Origin of the sequence: Polyangium sorediatum (assembly GCF_029946465.1) — a bacterium.
GTDB classification, from domain to species: domain Bacteria; phylum Myxococcota_A; class Polyangia; order Polyangiales; family Polyangiaceae; genus Polyangium; species Polyangium fumosum.
This window is the reverse complement of record NZ_JARZHI010000016.1, coordinates 1-21,079: the sequence shown is the minus strand read 5'-3', so window position 1 is coordinate 21,079 and position 21,079 is coordinate 1. Positions and strand designations below refer to the sequence as shown.

Here is a 21,079-nt window from a genome sequence, read left to right as displayed (position 1 = left end):
CGTTCGGGGTGGGGGCCATGGAACGACGTGATTTTCTGAAGGTCGGCGTGATCGGTGGGGCGGGGACCGCGGCAGCAGGCAGCGTGGGTTGCGCGAGCACGACGGGCGCGGCGGCGTCGCCGGTGACGCTGGTCAGCCCCGAGGAAATGGATCGGTTCCTCGCGCGCCTCGATAGGGGTCTCGATTCGCTGAAGACCGGCGACAGCCCCATCACGTCGCTCTTCCCGAAGCTCGATGCTACGGATTCGAAGGTTCAGAAGCAGGACCTGCTCGTCCGCAAGACGCTCCGCTCGCTCCTCCTCGTGGGCTCGTTCAACGATCTTCCCGAAGAGGGGCGCGCACATCCCGGCATGCAAGCGCGCATGTGGAATGGGATGGACGAGATGGATGAAGCGATGCTCGGCATGACGAGCGAGCTCGAAGCTTTGACGCCCACCGAACGCGCGGACATCGGCCTTCGGATGCGCAAGGATCCGGGGCTCGGGATGCGAATCGTCGAGGCGATCGACGAGGACGCGGCCAGGGCCGGGATCTCGATGGAGCGGCGGCTGCATTTGCGCTCGATCGCGGTCGAGGCGTGCGCCCGCATGAAGCAATCGACGCCGCTGCTCATCGACGAATACGTGACGAAGGTGAACAAGGTGGCGGCTCGGCCGGTGACGGTCGCCGACTTCGAGCGCCGCCTCGTCGCGCAAATGGGTGAGGAGGCATTTTTCCAGCTCCGGGAGCGCACCGAGGCCCACGCGCGGCGCTGGAACGTGGCCAGCACGGGCGCGACCGCCAATGACGGCGCGTCGCAGGGCCCTCCCGCTGTGAACCCGCATGGCCGCAGCAACACGGTGCTCGCGGTGGGCGGCATTCTCCTCGGCGTCGGCGTGCTTGCCATGGTGATCGGCGGCATCTTCGCGTCCGGCGGCGGCGTCTTCGCGGTGACCGTCGGCGCGATCCTCGGCATTGCAGGGCTCATCACGCTCATCGTCGGCGCGGTCCTCCGGGCGACCGAGGACTGATCTCGCCCCGCTGCATGCTCCCGCGACCGACCGCCGAACCCCCGGAATCGGGCTCTCCGATTGCCATCACGGGAATGGGCGCCGTCTCGGCGCTCGGCGAAAGTACGTCCGCCTTGTGGTCCGCCATCGAGGAGGGCCGCGATGGGATTCGCCCGATCGAACGATTCTCGACCGAAGGTTTTTCCGTGTCGCTCGGCGGGATGGTGCCCGGCGCAGGCACCGGGGATCGTTGCGTCGAATTCGCCACGGCCGCCGCGCGCGAAGCTCTCGCGCATGCAGCCTTGCAGATCGGGCCGGGCGGCGTCGCGGGGCGGCGTGTCGCCCTGATCCTCGGCACGAGCCTCGGCATGCACGTGGACGGCCTGCACCGCGTCGCAGCGGAGGTCGCGCGCGCCCTCGGCATCGAGGGCCCGACGCTCACCCTTTCGACGGCCTGCTCCTCCTCGACGAATGCGATCGGGCTCGGCCGGGATCTGCTCGAAGCGGGGCTCTGCGACATAGCCCTTGCCGGCGGCACGGACGAGCTCACGCCGGAGATTTTTGCCGGTTTTCACGCGCTCGGGCTACTTTGTCTCTCGAAATGCGCGCCGTTCAGCGAGCCCGTGGGGACCACGCTTGGCGAGGGCGCGGGTTTTCTGGTGCTCGAACGCGGCGATACCGCCCGCGCCCGCGGCGCGCAGGTGCTCGCGACGGTGCTCGGGTATGGTCTTTCGGCCGACGCCTACCATCCGACCACGCCCGATCCCACGGGCGCCGGCGTCGCGCGGGCGCTGCGCGGCGCGTTGCTCGATGCGAGGATGGAGGCCGACAGGATCGATTACTTCAATGCGCATGGCACGGGCACGATGACCAACGACGCCGCCGAGTTCCGCGCGCTCGAACAGGTCTTCGGCGAGCGCGTGGCGCGTTTGCCCGTGAGCTCCACGAAGAGCTTCCTCGGCCACGCGCAGGGCGCCGCGGGCGTGCTCGAGCTCATCGCAACCCTCTGCGGCATAGCGCAGGGCAAGATTCCTCCCACCTTGCATTACGACAAAGCGCGGCCGCGCTCTCCGCCCGATCCGGTGGCCGGCGACAGGCCCCGCGTGGCCCGCGTCGAGCGCGCGCTTTGCAACAACTCGGCATTCGGAGGCGCGAATGCCGCCGTCATCGTGGGCAAAGTACCGAACGTTTCGGCCGGAAAAACCCCCACCGAATGGCTGGTCCTCGGCGCCTCCGCCGTGGGGCCGCACGGGATGGATCTCGACGCGCTCGGGGAGGCGCTCGCCGCGAAGGTCCCGCTCCGCCGACGCGCGCCCGCCTTCCGCATCGAGAGCCTCATTCCCACGGCGGACGGGCGCGGGATGGATCCTGCGTCGCGGTATCTCTCGGCCGCCGCGACGCTCGCCCTCGCCGATGCGGGAATCACGCTGCGCGGCGCGAAACGCGACCGGGCGGGGCTCTTCGTCGGCACGACACGCGCCTCGACCGAGAGCGAGCGTGAATTCAGGGACAGCATCCGCGAGCGTGGCCTCGCGCGCCTCTCGGCCACGGCGTTCACGCGGATGGTCCTCAATGCGTCCGCGGGGACTTGCACGAAGCTCTGCGCGCTCAAGGGCCCGACCACGACGCTCACCACGGGCGACGGCAGCGGCCTCGTCGCGCTCATTTATGCGGCATTGCACCTCTCGACGCGATCCGACGTCGACCTGATCCTCGCCGCCGGCGTCGACGAGCGCGTCTCCCTCGAATCCGAGGCGCACGAGGGAGAAGGGGCGGCGTGCCTCGTGCTCGGCAAGGGTCCGGCCCCGGACACATCCAAAGCCGTGCGTCTCTCGGGATTCGGCCTCGCCGGCCCGGGCGATGTGGAGGAGGCCACGCGCCTCGCGATTCGAATGGCCGGGCTCGACGCGAGCGACGTTGTCGTGGCGCCAAACGTCGCGCCCGTCCTCGGCCCCGCACCCGCAGCCGCGGCGATGTTCGCCTGCGCGTTCGCCGTCGCCTCGATTTTGCGAGGGACCTGGGAGCACGTGCTGGTCCCCGATGCGGGCGGCACCGCCGCGGCCGCCGTGGTCTTCAGCCGAAAAGGAGCCGCATGAACCCCGAGCTTGCCCGGTACATCCAGCGTCGCGAGCGTATCCTCGACAAGGTGCGCACGCTCCTCGTCGAGCGCCTGCACGTGAGCCGCGCGCCCGACGAGATCGACCCCGACGCGCCGCTCTTTGGCACGGGACTCGGCCTGGATTCGGTGGACGCGGTCGAGCTCCTGGTCAGCATGGAATCCGAGCTCGGCGTGAGGCTGCCACACGAGGGTTTGTCGCGACCAGCCATGCGCACTGTGAATACGCTGGTCGACCTGGCCCTCGCCCACGGGAGGACGGACGATGTCGATGGATGACGAGATCCGCGCCTTGCGCACGAGCGTGGCGCTCGCCGAAGGTGATCACATCACGTGCCTGCGCATCGAGGGCGAAGGCGCGTACGAGGCGCTCGACCACGTCGTCGCCTGCGATCTTTTCTTGCAGGATGGTCAGATGCGCCCGAGCCTCTTGCTCGACGAGGAGGCCCGACCGTTCGCGGACATTCACGTGGCCCGGGACGACGAATCGTTCTTTTTGCTTGCCGAGGGGCCGTCGCCCGAGGAGCTCGTCGCGTTCCTGGAGAAACGTTTTCCCGCGGGCGTCGTGGTGACGGTCGAGCGATGCAACGGGACGCTCCTCTCGCTCCACGGCCCTTATGCCTGGGAGCTCTGCACGACCGTGTTTGGGCCCGACGTCGGGAGCCTTCCGTATCTCGCGTTTTACCGCACCGACGACGCCGTGTTTTTTCGGTCGGGCAAGACCGGCGAGTTTGGGTATGATTTGCTGATTCCCACGGACGAGGTCGCGACCGTGCGCGAGGCGCTCCTCCGGGAGGGGGCGGCGTTCGACCTCGCCCTCGCGAGCCTGCCCGCGCTGGATCAATGCGCGCTCGAAAATGGCTTCTTCAACATTCGCCGCGAGGGACGCGCCGGCCTCTCGCCGCTGGAGCTCGGCCTGCAATGGCGCGTCTCGTACCGCAAGGACTACGTGGGATCTGCCGCGCTGCAGGCCCGGCGCGAGGCGAACGCGACGGCGCGGGTCGTATGGGCCGTCGCCGGCGCGCCCGTGGCCGAGGGGGACGAGGTGTTTCTGGACGATCAACGGATCGGCCATGTCCTCGTGTCCGGCTTTTCCGTGATCCGCGGCGAATGGGTGGCGCTTTTGCTCCTCGATCGGCCGTATGCGTATGCCGGCATCGATCGGTACGAGGCCCGTCACGCGGGCGAACGCCGGCCGATTCGCACCCTCTCGGCGCCGCTCCTCAACAACCGCAGCCTGTACGTGAGCCCCCAGCGGCATAGCTACCGGACGCGAGACGAATCCAAGCTGCCGCCGTTCGTGTTGCCTTTATGAGTGCTCGATTCGACGACAGCACGGTGATCGTGACCGGCGCCTCACGCGGGCTCGGCCGGAGCATTGCAACGGCGTTCGGCGCCGAGGGGGCGTTTGTCTTCGTCGGATACCGGACGCGCGAGGACGAGGCGAAGGAGACGCTCCGAGCGTTGGAAGAGGCGGGCGGGCGCGGTGCATTGCTCGTGATGGACGTCGCGAGCGCGGCGGCCATGAACGCGGCCGTGGAACAGGTGCTCGCCGCGCGGGGCGCGGTCGACGTGCTCGTGAACAATGCCGGCGTTGCGGCGGATGAGCTCTTCCCGCTCATGGCCGAGGAGAGCTGGGACGAGGTGATGCGCGTCAATGCGGGCGGCGCCTTTCACGGCTGCCGCGCGGTGGTGCGTCCGATGATGGCGAAGCGGCGGGGCGCCATCGTCAACGTCGCATCGGTCGCAGGGCAGCATGCGAGCCCTGGGCAATCGAATTACGCCGCCTCGAAGGGCGCGATCCTCGCGTTCACGCGCACGCTCGCGGCCGAGCTCGCCCCGCGCGGGATCCGGGTCAACGCCGTGGTGCCGGGGCTGCTCGGCACGGGAATGGCAAAGCGCCTGGACAAACGGATCGCGGAGAAGACCCGCGCGCAGATTCCGCTCGGACGCTTCGGGACCGGCGACGAGGTCGCGCGGGCGGTCTTGTTTCTGGCCTCGGACGAGGCGTCGTACGTGATCGGGCAGGCGCTCGTGGTGGACGGGGGACTCACGTTGTGACCGTCGCGTTTTTGTTTCCCGGGCAGGGCGCGAAAGGGCTCGTCGCGGCCGTGCAATTCGCGGAGAGCGAGCCGCGGGGCAAAGAATTGCTCGAACGGGCAGCGGCGGCGGCCGACTTCGCGCCGAGCGAACTCCTGGTGAAGGGCGGGCGCGCGCTCGAACGTACGGAAATCCAGCAACCGGTGCTCACGGCGGTCGCGCTCTTCGTGCACGCGGAGCTTCTCGCCGCGGGAATCAAGCCCGACGTCGTGGCAGGTCATTCGCTCGGAGAACTCCCGGCCTGGGCGGCGACGGGCGCCATCACGCCCGAGGATGCGATTGCGATCGCGGCGCTGCGTGGGCGGCTGATGGCGCGGGAAGCAGAGCGGCACCCGGGAGCCATGTTCGTGTTCTCCGAACCTTCGACAGAGCGTTCGGAGGTCTTCCTCAAGGGGACGCTCCAGCGCGCGGCCACGCGGCCCGGAATCCACGTGGCCGCATCGAATGCGCCCGGGGAAGTGGTGTTAAGCGGCGATGAGAACGCCATCCGCAGCATGATCCGTACCCTCGGCGATGCGCTCGGTATCGACCTCTGGCGCCACGCGCGACGGTTGCCTGTCTCCGGCGCCTGGCACAGCGAATCCATGAAAGATGCCGTTCCAGACCTCGAAGCGGCGCTCACGCTCGCGCGTCGGGGGACCATGCAAGTCCCCATGGTGCTCAATGCAACGGGAAAACGCGCCGAGGACGAGGCGCTCGTCCCGCGCCTCCTCGCCGGCCAGCTCGTCCATACCGTTCGCTGGACCGACGTCATGGCCACGCTCAAGGACGAGGGCGTGACGGATTTCGTGACCATTGCCCCGGGCGCGGTGCTGCGATCACTCGTCCGGACGAACCTCGGCACCGAAGCGCGGGTCCACGCGACCGAAAACGCGAATGACATGCAGCGCACCGTGGACGCGCTGCGGTGGAGCCTCTCATGAAAACGAGCTCCCGGTTGTCCCTCGGCGCGGACGTCATCAACCTCCTGATTCCGCATCGTCGCCCCTTCTCGATGGTCGACGTGATCGAATCCTACGAGCGCGGGCCGCGGCCGACCTTGCGCGCCGCGCGCCACGTATCCGCGAACGAACCCGTGTTCGAGGGCCATTTTCCGGGCCTGCACCTCTGGCCCGGCGTGTACACGATCGAGGGGCTCGGCCAGAGCTCGAACCTGCTCGGCATCATCGCCGCCTACCAGGATGCCTGGGAAGCGAAGGGGCACGATCCGAACGCGGTGATCGAGGCCCTGCAAAACCTGGCGCTCGGATATCGCCTGCAACCGGGATACAAGCCCGAGGTCTCGGCGGCGCTCGTCGAATCGCTGAAGTCGCATTCCCATCTGCACGTCGGAATGAGCGCGTCGGTGGACGTGAAGCTGCTCCAGCCGGTCTTCGCCGGACAGCGGATCGAGTACATCGTCGCGCAATCGCATCTCATGGAAAACCTCGCGCGGTACGAGGTCGAGGCCCGCGTGGAGGGGCGCACGGTGGCGAAGGGCGTGATGACCAGCACGCGCAGCATCCCGCCGCTGCCAGCGCCAATCTTCGGATGAAGGCGCGTTTCCTCGGGCTCTCCTTGCTCGTTTCGGCGGGCTGCGGGCCTTCCGTGGTTTGGCTGGGCCATAGCCCCGATCGAAGCCATCACATCGAGGTGCTGGAGAGCGCCGGCAAGCAGCGGGTGCGCGTCGACGGCGTGGACGGGGCCGCATATCTGGGCATCGGGATCGAATCCCTCGTCTGGAGCGCGGACGGCCGCCGCCTCGCCTACCCCGCGCGCCGCGAAAAAGGCTGGTCGCTCGTGGTAGACGGGCGCGCGGGCCCGACGTTCGACGGCGTGGGCGAGGTCGTCCTGAGCCCGGACGGCGCGCACGTGGCGTATGCCGCGCAGCGAAGAGGCGTGTGGTTCGTGGTGCTGGATGAAACACCCGGGCCCGCCTTCGATGCCATTCTGGAGGGCACGATGCTCTTCGGGCAGGGTGGGCGTTTCGCTTATGTGGGGAAAACCGGAGGCTCCGTGCGCGCGGTCGTCGACGGCGCACCCGGACCACGCTACGACGGCATCGGTGCATTACGATTCAGCGAGGACGGGGCCGCTGTGGCGCACGTGGGGCGGCGCGGCGAGGAGGCGTTTTTCTGGATGAACGGGCGTGAATCGCCGCCTGCGGAGGCGATCGCGCACCATGCACTCGGGCCGCGCGGAGGGCGTCATGCCTACGTGGCGAAGCGCAATGGACAATGGCGCGTGACGGTCGATGGAATCGAATCCGCGCCTTATGCTCGTATCTCGGAGGTGCTCTTCAGCGAAGGCGGCGCGCACGTGGCGTATGCGGGCCGGCGGGCGGACGGAGAGGTCCTCGTCCTCGACGCCGTGGAGGGCCCGCCGTATGAGGAAATCGCGCCCGGGAGCCTGGTCTTCGGCGCCGAGAGCGGGCGCGTGGCGTATGCGGCGCGGCGTGGGCGCGGCTGGCACATCGTCGTGAATGGGGAGGAGGGCTCGGCCTACGACGCGGTGGATCGGCCGGTGTTCGCGCGGCGCGGGACGAAATTCGGTTATGTGGCCGCGAGCCGCGGGGCGCGATTCGTGGTGATCGACGGACGCGAGGAGAGGCCGTTTGCCTGGGCGGGAGATCTGACGTTCAGCGCCAATGGTCGATATCACGCCTATCTGGCGGATGACGGCGAGCGAATGCGAGTCGTGCACGATGGCGCGTCGACGTCGTTCGACAGCGTGATCGCCGGGACGCTCGTCCACGCGGAGGAAGGGCCGGGCTGGGCGTGCCTCGTCGTCGACAAAGCGGCGAGGAAGTTGTTCATCGTGATCGACGGCGCGAAAAAGAGGCCGCTCGACGCGGAGGAGCTGGCGGCGGCCATGACCCAGCCGAGGTTCGAGGCGCGGTTTGCGCGGGCAGAAGACGCGGAGCTTCTGCGGCGGTGGGTGGCTGCGGAGCTCGTGTTGTCGAGGCGGCCGCCGGCCCCCGCGCGTTGAGGCCGTCCGGCGTTTCCGTGCGTCCCCACCGCCACGCGAGCTTTCGCGCTGCTCTCGCGCGCCGCGTCTCCCCTCGCCCGCCCGCTGACACACGCGCCGTGTCGGTGCTAATCGTACGTTCGCCATGACGTCCCCCACCGCGAACACGCCCTCGCCGAGCACGCCTGCGGATGGCGCTGCGGCTGCGCAGGAGCCCGCTCGTTACGTTCACGCCGAGGCCGAGCCCCGCTGGCAGCGCTTCTGGGAGGAGACCGGCGTCTTCCGCGCCGTTCGCCACGAAGGTCGGCCGAAGCGTTACGTGCTCGACATGTTCCCGTATCCCTCGGGCGCGGGCCTCCACGTCGGGCACCCCGAGGGCTACACGGCCACCGACATCTTCTGCCGCTACAGCCGCATGAAGGGGTTCGACGTCCTGCATCCGATGGGCTGGGACGCCTTCGGTCTGCCCGCCGAGCAGTACGCGATCCAGACCGGCACCCACCCCGCCGAGACCACGCGCAAGAACATCGACACGTTCCGGCGCCAGCTCAAGATGCTCGGCTTCAGCTACGACTGGGAGCGCGAGTTCGGCACGATCGACGAGAACTACGTCCGCTGGACCCAGTGGATCTTCGTCAAGCTCTTCGAACGCGGCCTCGCCTACCAGGACAAGATCCTCGTCAACTGGTGCCCCGCCCTCGGCACCGTCCTCGCCAACGAGGAGGTCAAGGACGGCAAGAGCGAGCGCGGCAGTCACCCGGTGATCCGCACCCCGCTGCGCCAGTGGATGCTCCGCATCACCGCGTACGCCGATCGCCTCGCCGAGGACCTCTCGCTCGTCGACTGGCCCGAGGGCACCCTCACGGCGCAGAGGAACTGGATCGGGCGATCCGAAGGCGCGCTCATTTCGTTCGACGTCCAAGGATTCGAGGGCGCGAAGATCGACGTGTTCACCACGCGCCCCGACACGCTCCTCGGGTGTACCTACGTCGTGCTCGCGCCCGAGCACGCGCTCGTCGAGAAGATCACGTCGGCCGAAAAACTCGACGCGGTGCGCGCCTACGTGCAGGCCGCCGCGAGCAAGAGCGACCTCGACCGCACCTCGGAGAAGACGAAGACCGGCGTGCCCACCGGGGCGATGGCGATCCACCCGCTCACCGGAAAGGCCGTGCCGATCTGGGTCGGCGACTACGTCATCGGCGGCTACGGCACGGGCGCGGTCATGGCCGTCCCGGCCCACGACGAGCGCGACTTCGCGTTCGCCAAGGCGTTCGAGCTCCCGATCATCGAGGTCGTGAGCCCCGATGGGGGGCTCCACGATTCGCTCGACGCGGCCTACGTCGACGAGGGCGTCCTCGTGCGGAGCGGCAAGTTCGACGGGATCAAGTCGACCGACGGCAAACGCGCCATCGTGGACGCGCTCGTCGCCTCGGGCAAAGGCGCGCCGAAGATCACGTACAAGCTGCGCGACTGGGTGTTTTCGCGGCAGCGGTACTGGGGCGAGCCGATCCCGGTCTACTTCCCCGTCGAGATGAAGGATCCGGCCGGCGACCCGCGCAAGGGCGACGAGCATGTGATCCGCTACGACAAACCCATCGCCGTCGCCGAGAGCGAGCTGCCCCTGCGCCTGCCGAACCTCGTCGATTTCCGCCCCGGTGACGACCCGCAGGGCCCGCTCGCCCGCGCCGTCGATTGGAGGTTCTTCCAGAAAGACGGGCAGTGGTACGCGCGCGAGACGAACACGATGCCGCAATGGGCGGGCTCGTGCTGGTACTACCTGCGCTTCATCGATCCGAAAAACGACGCCGAGCCGTGGAGCCAGAAGGCCTACGACGATTGGATGCCCGTCGACCTCTACATCGGCGGCAACGAGCACGCGGTGCTGCACCTGCTTTACGCGCGCTTCTGGCACAAGGTGCTGTTCGACATCGGCAAGGTGAAACACCCCGAGCCGTTCCTGAAGCTCGTCCACCAGGGCCTCATCCTGGGCGAGGACGGCGAGAAGATGTCGAAATCGGCCGGCAACGTGGTGAACCCCGACGACATCGTGAAAGGCTACGGCGCCGATTGCCTGCGCCTCTACGAGATGTTCATGGGCCCGCTCGAAGCGGTCAAACCCTGGCAATCCGCGCAGATCCAGGGCGTCGTCCGCTTCCGCGATCGCGTCTTCTCGATCCTCACGGGCCGGCCGCTCGTCGACGGTATCGACGACGCCACGAAGCGCCTCGTCCACAAGACCATCAAGAAGGTCACGGAGGACATCGAGACGCTCTCGTTCAACACGGCGATCTCGGCGATGATGGTCCTCCTGAACCACCTCGGCTCCCTGAAGGATCTGCCGCGGGAGGCTGCACGGGGTCTTTTGATCTGCGTCTCGCCGTTCGCGCCGCACGTGGCCGAGGAGGTTTGGCGCATGTGGGGCAACGAGCGTTCGATCGCGCTCGAAGCCTGGCCGACCTTCGATCCGACGCTCTGCGTCGACGACGTGATCGAGATGGCCGTGCAAGTGAACGGCAAGGTCCGCGGCCGCGTGACGCTGCCCGTCAAGGCCAGCGAAGACGAGGCCCGTAACGCCGCGCTCACAGCCGAGGGTGTCTCGGCGTTCACGGCCGGCAAGACCTTGAAGAAGTTTATCTACGTACCCGGCAAGATCGTGAATCTCGTCGTCGCCTGAGCGTCACATCCCCACAGATGAAAACTGCACCCTTCCTTCGCCTCGTCCCCGCTGTCGCTTTCCTGCTCGCGCCGCTCGCCGCCGGCTGCTCGAGCGACCCCGTGTTCGTCCGCGGCTCGGAGGTCGAGGGTCTCGACGACCCGCCGATGAGCACCGGCATCGACAAACGCGACATGGAGCAGCTCCTCCACGAGAACATGAAGCACCTCGTGGCCTCGCCCCTCGCCAAGGCCTGGGCCGACGCGGGCGACAAGCCGACGCTCGCGATCTTCCCGATGCTCAACGAGACGAGCCAGCACATCGACAGCCAGCTCCAGGCGGTGCTCTCCGACGCCGAGACGTTCATGGTGAACTCGCAGCTCGTCACGGTCGTGAGCCGCGAGCGGCAGAACCAGATGATCGCCGAGGTCGAGCGGCAGAACGGCGGCCAGTTCGATCCGAACCACGCGGCCCAGTACGGCCGTCAGCTCGGCGCGAAGTACTACATGACGGGCAAGGTCTACACCTCGGACGAGCGCACGGCCGGCGGGCGGCGCGTGCAATACTTCATGTTCATGCAGGTCATCGAGACCGAGACGAGCGCGGTGCGCTGGCAAAACAAGGCGGCCTTCACGAAGGCCCTGCTGAACCAGGATTGACGTGCGCCCGCTCCTTGGCCTCCGGCGCGCGGCCTGTGTGATCACGTTCGCGCTCGGCGCGCTCGCGAACGCGGGCTGCGCCGGGCACGAGGTGCGCGTGCGCGACTCGCTCGCCGCGCTCGATCGCGGCTCGATGGATCAAGCCGTCGTCGCGCTCAATCGAGAGCTCGGCGTGAAGTCGTCCGGCGAGCTCCCGGCTGTCACGCGTGACGAGGCGCTGCTCCTGCTCGACCGCGGCAGCATCCACCTCGCGATGGGCCAGTACGAGCGCGCCTCGCGTGACTTCGGCGCCGCCGATCAGGCCATGGAGGTGCTCGACCTCTCGACGAGCAAAGCGGCGGACCTCGGCCGCTACGTGTTCTCGGACGACGCGGGGCCGTACAAGGCGCCTGCGTACGAAAAACTCCTGCTGAACACGCTCAACATGCTGAGTTACCTCGCGCGGCACGACCTCAACGGGGCGCGCGTGGAGGCGCGGCGGCTCGTCGTGATGCAGAAGTACATCGAGAGCCAAGGCGACGAGGGCGCGCTGCTCGGGCTCGGGAGTTACCTCGCGGGGTTCACGTTCGAGAAGTCGAAGCAACGCGACGAGGCGCTCCTGCACTACGACGAGGCGCTCGACTACGCGCGGTACAAGTCGCTGCGCGATCCGCTCCGCGCGCTGACGCGCGGGGAGAAGACGACACACGAGGCCGTCGACGCGCTCGTGGAGGGCGCCGAGCCGCTCCCGCCCGTGGAGGAGACGGGCGAGGCGGAGCTCTTGGTCGTCGTGGGCTTCGGGCGGGTGCCGCAGAAGACGCCGGTGCGGATCCCGATCGGCATGGCGATGCAGATCGTGGGGAACGAGCTGTCGCCGATGGATCGCAGGGAGGTCGATTCGCTCGTGCTCCAGGGCGCGGTCGCGTGGATCAACTACCCCACGCTGGGCCAGGGCCGCGGGGGGTACGAGGTGCCGAGGGCGTCGATCGGCGAGGAGATCTTGCCGCTGGAGCAGGCGCTCGACGTGGAAGGCGAGGTGCGGTCGGCCTGGCACAAGCGCGAGGGGACGCTGGTGCTCGCGGCGATTACGCGTCTGCTCGCGCGCACGGCGGCGAGCGTGGCCGTGGCGGGCGCGACGGCGGCGGGGATCAACGCAGCGCAGGACGATCGGCAGCGCCGTGATGGAAGCGCGGAGGCCGTGGGCATGCTGCTCGGCTTCGCCACGAGCCTGACGATGTCGGCGCTCGACACGCCCGACACGCGCTCATGGTCGACCCTGCCGGCGCGAATCGCGATCGCACGGACGCGTGTCCCCGCGGGGAAACATGCGATCACGCTCGAAGTGCGCGGGCAACGGAGAACGTTTGACGTCAAAGTAGACGCGGGCGGCTGGGCGCTCGTGCCGTTCTTCGTGCTGCGCTGAGTCGCGGACTACTCGAAGCGACGCCCGCTCGCGCAGCCGATGTTGACCGTCAGCTCGAAGGCGCCCTCGGACCAGTACTTCGTGATCGCGTCGCTCACGTAGCGGAAGCCGGCCTCGACGGCGCCCGGGTCGGCTTCGAGCAGCGCGCGCATGTCGGGGAAGACGATCATCTGCGCGATCGGATCTTCCAGGAACTCCTTGCCGCTGTTGAATGCGACGCCGATGAGCTGCACGTCGACGTCGACCTCGCCGAGCCCGACCTTCTCGAGCTCCTCCGAGAGCGATTCGATCGTCGGGCGGCTCGCCGCCGCGACCTCCACGGCCTTGCCGAAATCCGCGAGGTCCTGCCGCAACGCGTACTCGCGCAGCATGTCGTAAATCTCGGGGAACGAGCCGCGCACGGGCAGCGCAACGAGGCCCTGCCCGCCGAGGACGAGGATACGTCGGAGCTCCGCGAGCAGCGCATACCGCGCCTGCGCGCTCACGACCGGATGCACGAGCAGGCCGTGCGTGAAGCTCGCGTCAGGCAGCGGCAAGGGCATGCCCGTCGCGAGTTCGAGGCTCACGTGCACGCCCGAAAGCTCCGACGCCTTCGCGCGCGCGAGCGTGAGCGCCTGGGGCGAAGGATCGACGCCGACGATATTCGCGCCCGGCAGCTTGTCCGCGAGCATGGGCTCGACGTACCCCGTGCGGCAGCCGATGTCGGCCACGGCCGCCGGGGAATACGGGATGACCATCTCCACCGCGGACGTGCCGAAATACGTGAGATATCGCGGGATGATCGACGTATCGAAGACCGCGACCTCCGCCCCCGTGAGCGGGGTCCCGAGGCTCACGAAGCTCTCCCGTTCCCGCCGTTTCCTTCGTCCTCGCCAACAGCTTCGAGCATCTCGAGCGCCTCTTCGGCGAGCTCGCCAATCGTGACCTCGGTCGTCGCGTCCGAGCCGTCCTCTTCAAGCTCGACCGTGCGCGTGTCGTCGACGAGCGGCTCGATGAGCCGGGCCGACGCCGGGTCGCCGATCTGCACGAGCGCCTCGATCGCAGCCGCGACCGCGTCGGCGTCGCCGTGCTTCAAGAACTGCCCGATCACCTTGGGGACGCCGGGCTCGGGGACCTCCGCGAGGATGTACGGGAGCTCGGGCAGCGCGGGCGAGCCGACGGGCAGGCGCCTGAGCGCGCGCTCGACGCCCAGCGCGACCTCCTTGAACCGCTCGAAGCTGAGCTCCTCGAGCTGCTCGCCCGCGGCGCGGCGCGCCTCCGGATGTTCGGACGAGAGGACGTCGATCATCGCGTCGACGACCCGCGGCCCCTGGAGCTCGCCGAGCAGCGCTGCGATCCGCACGAGCCGCAACGCGGACTCGTCCTCGTCGCTCTCCTTGAGGGCGGTCGTGATCGCGTCGGTGAGCACATCGAGGAGCACGCCTTCGGTTTTGTCGGCGAGCTCGTCATGCACGCGGCGAACGGTGCGTTCGGCGTCGAAGAGCGCGTTCAGAGACTTTTCGATCGAGGAGCGGTCTTGCACGAAGACAGGAGCTATCAACAGCCTCGTGCCGACGCAAGCCGCGGCGCCCACGGACGCGCTGCAGGGACCCCCTGAACGTTCGTAGGGCCCCGTCCCCGACGGTGACGCGGCCCGCTGCTCGAACGGCGCTTCGGCCTGGGCTATACCGAAGGGCGATGCAGCCGCTCGTCCGGGCCGCCGCTTTTGCCGCCCTGCTCGCGGCCCTCGGCGCGCTCGGGAAAACCCCCCGGGCGAAGGCGCCCGAGCCCGCGAAAGCGCCCTCCACGGTCGCCCCGGGCGTGGCCGCGTCCTGTGGTCCGCGCACGTTGCCCGAGGGCGACGTGTGCATCCCCCTGCCCCCGCCGGGTCGGGCGCCGCAGCCGGACGGCCGCGAAGAGCTCCCCGAGGACACCCCGAGCGCGGCGGAGCGGAGCCCGCTCGTCCCGCGCCGGCCGGAGCGCCCCGTCGCGGTCGCGGCCTACCGCTTCCCGCTCACGGCCGAGGCAGCGCCGCCGGTGCTCGCGGGGCTCGATCGGCCCTTCGACCTCTCGCTCGAAGCGGGAGAGGTTTCACCTGGGCCCGGCGCCGTGCTGCTCGACGCGTCGAGCGGAGATGCGGTCGTGTCGCTGTCCCTCGAAGGACAGGAGGGGCCGGCGGAGGTCGCGTTTGTCGGGGACATGCTCGGCGAGACGGTCGTCACGGCGCACCTCGTGCGCGACGGGGGCCGGCTGCGGCAGGTCTTGCTCGTGCACGGAAACCTCGATCGGCCGAGTGAACGCGCGGTCGTCGGCGCGCCGCTCGAAGCGGGCGACGAGATTGGCTTCGTCGGCGACAGCGCCTTCCGCGGCCGCCCCGGCCTCTACCTCGAAGCGCGCCAGCTCCGCGAAGGCACGAGCCTCGGCGGCCTCGACGCCGCGCGGCTCCGGCACGACATCGTCAGCATCCCGATCGACGTGCGCAACGTCGTCCCGCTACGTTGACCTGCCCGTGAGTGATGCGGGGGTGGGGGCAGAGGAAGGACGGCAACGCCGTACGACCGGAGCTCCCCACCTCAAGGCGCCAGCTTGTAGCCGTGCCCGTACACCGTCAGGATGTGCTGCGGTTTGTCTGGGGACTTCTCGACCTTCTTGCGCAGCTTGACGATGAAGTTGTCGACGGTGCGGTTCGTGGGAGACCCCTCGACGCCCCAGACCTTCTGCAGGATCTCCTCGCGCGAGACGGGCTGGCCTACGCGCTCGTAGAGCAGGCGCAGGAGCTCGACCTCGTAGAACGAGAGCGGGCTCGACTTCGAGCCGCGCGCGACCGTGTGGGTCGTCATGTTGATCTTGGCCTGCCCGATCGTGAAGACCTCGGGCGTCGGATCGCCGGGCCCGCGCGTGGTGCGCCGGAAGATGGCGCGCATGCGAGCGATGAGCTCGCCCACGCTGAAGGGCTTCGTGACGTAGTCGTCGGCGCCCGCGTCGAGGCCGCGGATCTTGTCGAGCTCCTGGCCACGCGCCGTCAGGATGATGATCGGGATGAACGCATCCCAGCGACGCAGCTCCTCGCAGACCTTGAACCCGTTCGTGTCGGGGAGCATCAGGTCGAGCAGGATCGCCTGCGGCTTCTCCTGCCGCGCGAGCTGCACGCCGGCGTTGCCCGTGCCCGCCGAGACGACGGAAAAACCCTCGAACTCGAGCGCGTCGGTCAGGCCGAGGACGATGTGCGGCTCGTCCTCGATGATCAGGATCTTCTTTTTCGACGTCACCTCGGGGCGCCGTCTTACCACAAAACGCGACGAGGCCCGATGTCGGGCCTCGTCACGTTTCTATCTCAGGAGGTCAGCTACGATCGAGCTCAGCCGCCGGTGTCACCCGAGCAGGTGATGAACAGCGTCGAACCCGGCTGCGCCTCGCCCGCGCCGACGAAGCGGATGATGCGCTGCTCGTTCGCCGGGCAGTCCTTGACGATCTCGACGTTGCCGGTCGGCGGCGTGGTCGTGCCGTCGACGTAGCACCAGCCGTTGACCGGCTGGCCGTTGAGCTGCGGCTCCGCGCTCGAGTCGTCCTGGCAGGCCGTACGCTCCGCGTCCTTCGACTGCGTGATCTCGCAGAAGCAGTCCCAGCCAGCCTTCGCCGCCGCCGGATCCTCCTTCGCGAGCTGAACCGCCTTCGCCTTCGGACCCTCGGCCGGGATCTCGGCGCGGGCCTTGGCCGGGTCGCAGACGCAGCCGGCGCCCTGCGTGTTGCGCGCCTCGAGGATGAGGCACGGGATGTTGCCCGAGCCGTCGGGCGTGAGCGTGCGGGGCAGGCACTGGCCCTTGAGCGCGCTCTTCAGGCGGTCGATGATCGAGCCGATGGCCGGGCGATACCCGAAGTCCGGCTTGTCGAAGTCGCCGGCCTCGATCTTCGACGGGCACACGGAGGCGACGATGCCCTGATCGCCGAGGTCACGCATGACCTCGAGCGGGCGGACGCCGGGGTACGCCTTCGCGCGGACCTGGAGCGTCGGCTGGTTGCCGTTGTTAGGGTCCTGCTGGCAGAGCGGGTTGTCGTTGCCCACCTCGAAGCAGTCGCAGGCCGTGAGGTTCGTGTTCGTGCAGTCGCGCTGATCCGCGACGGGCAGCGGGAAGACGCACGCGTACTGGAGGTCGTCGTTCGCGATCGTCCACTCGTGGCCGTTCAGCGGGTTCGCGTTCGGCGTCGAGGAGTCGACGAGCACGTCGCCCGTGATCGGGTTCGTACCCGTGCGCTTCTGGACCGACTCGATCATGAGCGGATCGAGGGGCTTGCCGTCCTGCGTCTTCGAGCTGCCGAGGATGACGTCCCAGGTCGAGAAGCCGCTCGCGTCGATCGGCGCGTTCATCTCGTTCGCGTTCTTGAAGCCCTTCGACAGGTCGGTCTTGTCGCGGGCGATGTCCTGCCAGGGCACGCCGACGATGCCGGCGAAGAACACGAGGCCGGCGTCGCGGATGTTCGTGATGTTGTCCTGGGGGTTCAGGTCCGAGAAGATCGGGTTCGGGACGAGCTCACCCGCGCGGTTCTGAATCTCCGCGGCCGAGAACGCCTGGACGTAACGATCCGTCGGGTAGAGGAAGTCGATGCCGAAGCGGCGCTTCTGATCCCAGCAGCGCAGGTTGATGTCGTCCTCTTCGACGTTGAGCAGCGCCGGGCCGCCCTGCGGGTTCGTGCAGCTCGCGTCGGCGGGGCAGCTCCCCGGATCCTGGCCGCACGACTTGCAGCACGGGTCGTCCGGATTGGTGGCGCACTCCTGACGCGCGCGCGGCATGCGGACGTTCGTCGCGCCGATGCGGAGCTGGCCGACGTAGTAGAACTGGCCGTACTCCTTGATGGAGCAGTCGTTCTCGTCGGTGAGCATGACGATCGCGAGCAGCGAGTCGGGCCGCATGAACTCGGCGCGCTGCTGCAGGAGGATCGTGTCCGTGCCGTCGGGCGTCGCGCGGTTGTTGACGACGGAGATCGTGTCGTAGGGCTCGGGGTCCGCGAGGAAGCGGTAGATGCTCTCGAGCTGGGACTCGTACCCGCAGCCGATCTGGCCCGTGCCGATGACCATGTCGCGCAGGTTCGCCTGCAGGTTCGGGATGTCCTTCTCACCGAGCGGCGAGAGCTTCTGCTCCGGATCCCACGCGAGGAAGCCCTTGTCCGTGCTGCCCGTGCCGTACGGATAGGTGTCGACCGAGGCGCCGCCGCACTGGTCGAGGCGCGAAAGCAGGTGACCCTTGTCGTTGTTCGTCGTGTTCGGCTGCGGCGAGCACTCCTTGCTGTTCGCGTCGGAGTTCGGGCACGAGTCCGCGCCGTGGCCGCCGATGCTGGAGCTGGTGACGCCGATGTGAATGTCGTACACCGGCTGGAATTCGCGCTTCGTGCCGGCCGGGCAGTCATCGGTCGGGTAGCTCGGCTGCGTCATCGCAGGAGCGCCGTTGTCGTCGATGCAGCGCGGGTTCACGAGGCCCGCGACGAGGTCGGGGACCGCGAGCGCGAGGATGTTCTGCTTGTCGGCCATCGACCGCGAGTTGTCGATGGCGAGCAGGATGTCGATCTTGTCGACCGAGCTCTGGGTGAGCCGCTCGACGATCGTCGCCGTGATACGGGGCTCGACGGTCTCGACGGGCCGATCGAGGCAGCCTGCGGCGCCAGCCGCCGTGGTGGCTACGACCATCGAGAGGGCCGCTTTGGCCGCGCGCTTCCCCAGGAAGCTTTTCTGACGCTGTAAGCCTTTCATGCTGAGCTCCTTAGCCGACCTTACGCTGGGCTCGTCCCAGAAACGGAGTTGCCGCGACGAACGGGACCCATGCTGCCGGGACCGTCCGTGATCGATGGCCTCGATGCTAGGGACCTCCCGGGAAGGCTGTCAATTCGAGATCCGGCCTGGGAACGGCCCATTTGCAGAAAAGTCCGCGATCAAGGCATGTGCCACGCAACAGGCGTGCCGACCCGAGCCCTCGTCCTCCGTGGAGATCCTGCTCTCCCATTTGCCAACTTAGTTGGCATCATGGACAACGGGCGAGCCGGTCCAGGGCCGGGGACGGGAGGCCCGGAGGGGGCCCGAACCGGGCGCCCCTGCGCATCGCCGCGCCCCCCGCGATCCTGCTTGCGGGCGCGCGGCTCCTCTGGCTGATTGGCGCCCGATGATGCGAGTCGCCGTCGCGATGCTGCCCGAGGTGCGAGAGCTCCTCGCCGAGGATCCCGCGCAGATCGGCGCCTTGCTCGAGGAGATCCACGACGAGGACCTCGCCGACCTGCTCGGCATGCTCGAAGAGCACGAGGCGGCCCTCATCCTCAAGACGCTGAAGCCCGAGGAGGCCGCGCCGATCTTCGAGCGCCTCGACGAGGATCAGCAGGAGGCGCTCGTCGAGGAGCTCGGCGTCGAGAACGCCGCGCCGATCGTCTCGGAGATGGCCGCCGACGAGCGGACCGACCTCATCGAAGCCCTGCCCGAGGAGGTCGGCGACAACCTGCTCGAGACGCTGGAGAAGGTCGATCCCGAGGCCGCCGCCGAGGTCGAAGAGCTCGCGAAGTGGCCCGAGGACAGCGCCGGCGGCCTGATGACCACCGACTACGTCTCGGTGCCGCCCACGATCACGGTCGCCGAGGCGATCGAGCGCATCCGCCAATCCTCCCAGGATGCCGAGACGATTTATTACGTCTACGTACTTTCGGACGAGGATCGCCTTCTCGGCATCGTGTCCTTGCGTGACCTTTTGCTCGCCGCGCCCACGGACCGGATCACGGACGTGATGACGGAGAACATCTTCGCGCTCAGCCCCGAGACCGATCAGGAAGAGGTCGCGCGGAAGATGGCGAAGTACGACTTCGCGGCGATGCCCGTGGTCGGCCCGGATCGAAAGCTGCTCGGCGTGATCACGGTCGACGACGTGATGGACGTGCTCACGCAGGAGCAGAACGAAGACTTGCAGCGCCTCGCCGCCGTCGAGCCGATGGCGGAGGGCTACTTCCAGACGGGGTTCTGGACGTTCATCCAGAAGCGAGCGCCGTGGCTCGCGGCGCTGCTCGTGAGCGAGTTCATCACGGGCACGGTGCTGCGGCACTACGACGAGATCATCGAGGCCGTCTCGAAGCTCGCCTACTACGTGCCGATGCTCATCTCGACGGGCGGCAACACCGGCTCGCAGTCGTCGTCGCTCATCATCCGCGGCCTCGCCGTGGGCGACGTGAAGCCGATCGACTGGAAGCGCGTCATGGTGCGCGAGGTCGGCCAGGGCGTGGTGCTCGGCCTGATGCTCGCGACCATCGGCATGACGCGCATCTACCTCTGGGGCGACGGCTTTCCGTTGATGTTCACCGTCGGCTTCACGTTGTTCTTCATCGTGATCATGGGCTGCACCGTGGGCTCGATGCTGCCGCTGCTCCTGCGCAAGCTCGGCCTCGATCCGGCGACGAGCTCGACGCCGTTCATCGCCACGCTGATCGACGTGCTCGGGATCCTGATCTATCTGAACGTCGCGAAGCTCCTGCTCGCCGAGGTGATCGCGCAAGCCGCGAAGACCGTGCACTGACGAACGCCGCGCGGACGAACGAGCCGAACGGGAGCCGAAAAACGAACAATCTGAAGAGGGACGCCTCTCCCTTGACGCTCGACGCGGAACAAGGGAGACCGGAGTCCGCGCGCGGTCTGTGTCGCAAGGGTTGTAAGGAAGGACAAGTCGATGGCGGAAGGCTTCAATCGCGTCATGTTGCTCGGAAATCTGGGCTCAGATCCCGAGCTTCGGTTCACCCAGGGTGGCCAAGCCGTGCTCAACCTCCGCCTCGCCACGACCGAGAGCTACCTCGACAAAGACAAGGTCCGCCGCGAGCGCACCGACTGGCACAACGTCGTCGTGTGGGGCAAGCGCGGCGAGGCGCTGGCGAAGATCCTCGGCAAAGGTTCGTCGCTCTTCATCGAGGGCTCGCTGCGCACGTCGAGCTACGACGATCGCGACGGCAACAAGCGCTACAAGACCGAGGTCATCGCGAACAACGTGATCCTCGCCGGCCGTGGTCGCGGCGCGCCCGCCGGTGATGACATGGGCCCGCCCGCCGACTTCTCCGGCCCGCCCGCGCGCGGCGGTGGTGGCGGCGGCGGCGACTACGGCGACTTCAGCGGCGGCGGTGGTGGCGGCGGCGGCGGCAGCCGCGGCGGTGGCGGTGGTGGTTACGGCGGCCCGCGCGGCGGTGGTGGGGGTGGTGGCGGCGGCACCAACCGCGGCTGAGCTG

The 21,079-nt window shown here is 68.4% G+C and carries 18 protein-coding genes; 14 read left to right on the top strand and 4 right to left on the bottom strand.

Annotated features, from left to right (window positions below; all coding sequences use genetic code 11):
- Window positions 1-17: 17 nt before the first annotated feature.
- The 11 genes from QHF89_RS19485 (at window position 18) to QHF89_RS19435 (ending at window position 12,865) form a co-directional block, all read left to right on the top strand.
- Window positions 18-1,010, top strand: coding sequence for a hypothetical protein (locus QHF89_RS19485; protein ID WP_136966457.1), 993 nt, complete (start codon window positions 18-20; stop codon window positions 1,008-1,010).
- Window positions 1,011-1,024: 14 nt separating this feature from the next.
- Window positions 1,025-3,085: a beta-ketoacyl synthase N-terminal-like domain-containing protein gene (locus QHF89_RS19480; RefSeq protein ID WP_136966458.1), complete on the top strand. Its 2,061-nt coding sequence runs from the start codon at window positions 1,025-1,027 to the stop codon at window positions 3,083-3,085.
- Window positions 3,082-3,384, top strand: a complete 303-nt coding sequence (locus tag QHF89_RS19475) for an acyl carrier protein (protein WP_136927053.1) — start codon at window positions 3,082-3,084, stop codon at window positions 3,382-3,384. The genes QHF89_RS19480 and QHF89_RS19475 overlap by 4 nt, the downstream gene beginning before the upstream one ends.
- On the top strand, window positions 3,371-4,420 hold the full coding sequence (locus QHF89_RS19470; RefSeq protein WP_136966459.1) for a glycine cleavage T C-terminal barrel domain-containing protein: 1,050 nt from the start codon (window positions 3,371-3,373) through the stop codon (window positions 4,418-4,420). Before QHF89_RS19475 ends, QHF89_RS19470 begins: the two co-directional genes overlap by 14 nt.
- Window positions 4,417-5,166 carry a 3-oxoacyl-ACP reductase FabG gene (gene fabG / locus QHF89_RS19465; RefSeq protein ID WP_136966460.1) on the top strand — a complete coding sequence of 250 codons (750 nt, stop codon included), beginning with the start codon at window positions 4,417-4,419 and terminating at the stop codon, window positions 5,164-5,166. Before QHF89_RS19470 ends, fabG begins: the two co-directional genes overlap by 4 nt.
- Window positions 5,163-6,128 (top strand): ACP S-malonyltransferase, encoded by a 966-nt coding sequence (locus QHF89_RS19460; RefSeq protein ID WP_136966461.1) that lies wholly within the window; start codon window positions 5,163-5,165, stop codon window positions 6,126-6,128. The genes fabG and QHF89_RS19460 overlap by 4 nt, the downstream gene beginning before the upstream one ends.
- The gene (locus QHF89_RS19455) at window positions 6,125-6,739 is read left to right on the top strand and encodes a 3-hydroxyacyl-ACP dehydratase FabZ family protein (RefSeq protein ID WP_136966462.1); all 615 of its coding nucleotides are present in this window, start codon (window positions 6,125-6,127) and stop codon (window positions 6,737-6,739) included. Before QHF89_RS19460 ends, QHF89_RS19455 begins: the two co-directional genes overlap by 4 nt.
- Window positions 6,736-8,172 carry a TolB family protein gene (locus tag QHF89_RS19450; RefSeq protein ID WP_136966463.1) on the top strand — a complete coding sequence of 479 codons (1,437 nt, stop codon included), beginning with the start codon at window positions 6,736-6,738 and terminating at the stop codon, window positions 8,170-8,172. The genes QHF89_RS19455 and QHF89_RS19450 overlap by 4 nt, the downstream gene beginning before the upstream one ends.
- Window positions 8,173-8,296: 124 nt before the next feature.
- The gene (gene leuS / locus QHF89_RS19445; protein WP_136966464.1) at window positions 8,297-10,825 is read left to right on the top strand and encodes a leucine--tRNA ligase; all 2,529 of its coding nucleotides are present in this window, start codon (window positions 8,297-8,299) and stop codon (window positions 10,823-10,825) included.
- A 17-nt stretch (window positions 10,826-10,842) separates the two neighbouring features.
- Window positions 10,843-11,463 carry a penicillin-binding protein activator LpoB gene (locus QHF89_RS19440; RefSeq protein ID WP_136927046.1) on the top strand — a complete coding sequence of 207 codons (621 nt, stop codon included), beginning with the start codon at window positions 10,843-10,845 and terminating at the stop codon, window positions 11,461-11,463.
- Between the two features lies 1 nt (window position 11,464).
- The gene (locus QHF89_RS19435) at window positions 11,465-12,865 is read left to right on the top strand and encodes a COG3014 family protein (RefSeq protein ID WP_136966465.1); all 1,401 of its coding nucleotides are present in this window, start codon (window positions 11,465-11,467) and stop codon (window positions 12,863-12,865) included.
- 8 nt (window positions 12,866-12,873) lie between these two features.
- Here the strand turns inward: QHF89_RS19435 and QHF89_RS19430 are convergent, their stop codons facing one another.
- Both QHF89_RS19430 and QHF89_RS19425 read right to left on the bottom strand, forming a co-directional pair.
- Window positions 12,874-13,701 carry a class I SAM-dependent methyltransferase gene (locus tag QHF89_RS19430; RefSeq protein WP_136966466.1) on the bottom strand — a complete coding sequence of 276 codons (828 nt, stop codon included), beginning with the start codon at window positions 13,699-13,701 and terminating at the stop codon, window positions 12,874-12,876.
- A complete protein-coding gene (locus QHF89_RS19425; protein ID WP_136927043.1) occupies window positions 13,698-14,387 on the bottom strand; it encodes a hypothetical protein in 690 nt (229 codons plus the stop codon). The genes QHF89_RS19430 and QHF89_RS19425 overlap by 4 nt, the downstream gene beginning before the upstream one ends.
- A 155-nt stretch (window positions 14,388-14,542) precedes the next feature.
- Between QHF89_RS19425 and QHF89_RS19420 the strand changes: the two genes are divergently transcribed.
- On the top strand, window positions 14,543-15,346 hold the full coding sequence (locus tag QHF89_RS19420) for a hypothetical protein (RefSeq protein ID WP_136966467.1): 804 nt from the start codon (window positions 14,543-14,545) through the stop codon (window positions 15,344-15,346).
- 71 nt (window positions 15,347-15,417) lie between these two features.
- Here QHF89_RS19420 and QHF89_RS19415 read toward each other — a convergent pair whose 3' ends face one another.
- Both QHF89_RS19415 and QHF89_RS19410 read right to left on the bottom strand, forming a co-directional pair.
- On the bottom strand, window positions 15,418-16,113 hold the full coding sequence (locus QHF89_RS19415; RefSeq protein ID WP_136927041.1) for a response regulator transcription factor: 696 nt from the start codon (window positions 16,111-16,113) through the stop codon (window positions 15,418-15,420).
- An 89-nt stretch (window positions 16,114-16,202) separates the two neighbouring features.
- Window positions 16,203-18,587, bottom strand: a complete 2,385-nt coding sequence (locus QHF89_RS19410) for a hypothetical protein (RefSeq protein ID WP_284720696.1) — start codon at window positions 18,585-18,587, stop codon at window positions 16,203-16,205.
- A gap of 406 nt (window positions 18,588-18,993) precedes the next feature.
- On the opposite strand from QHF89_RS19410, the gene mgtE reads away from it, so the two are divergent.
- Both mgtE and QHF89_RS19400 read left to right on the top strand, forming a co-directional pair.
- Window positions 18,994-20,382, top strand: a complete 1,389-nt coding sequence (gene mgtE, locus QHF89_RS19405) for a magnesium transporter (protein ID WP_136966468.1) — start codon at window positions 18,994-18,996, stop codon at window positions 20,380-20,382.
- Window positions 20,383-20,532: 150 nt separating this feature from the next.
- A complete protein-coding gene (locus QHF89_RS19400) occupies window positions 20,533-21,075 on the top strand; it encodes a single-stranded DNA-binding protein (RefSeq protein ID WP_284720695.1) in 543 nt (180 codons plus the stop codon).
- Window positions 21,076-21,079: the final 4 nt, after the last annotated feature.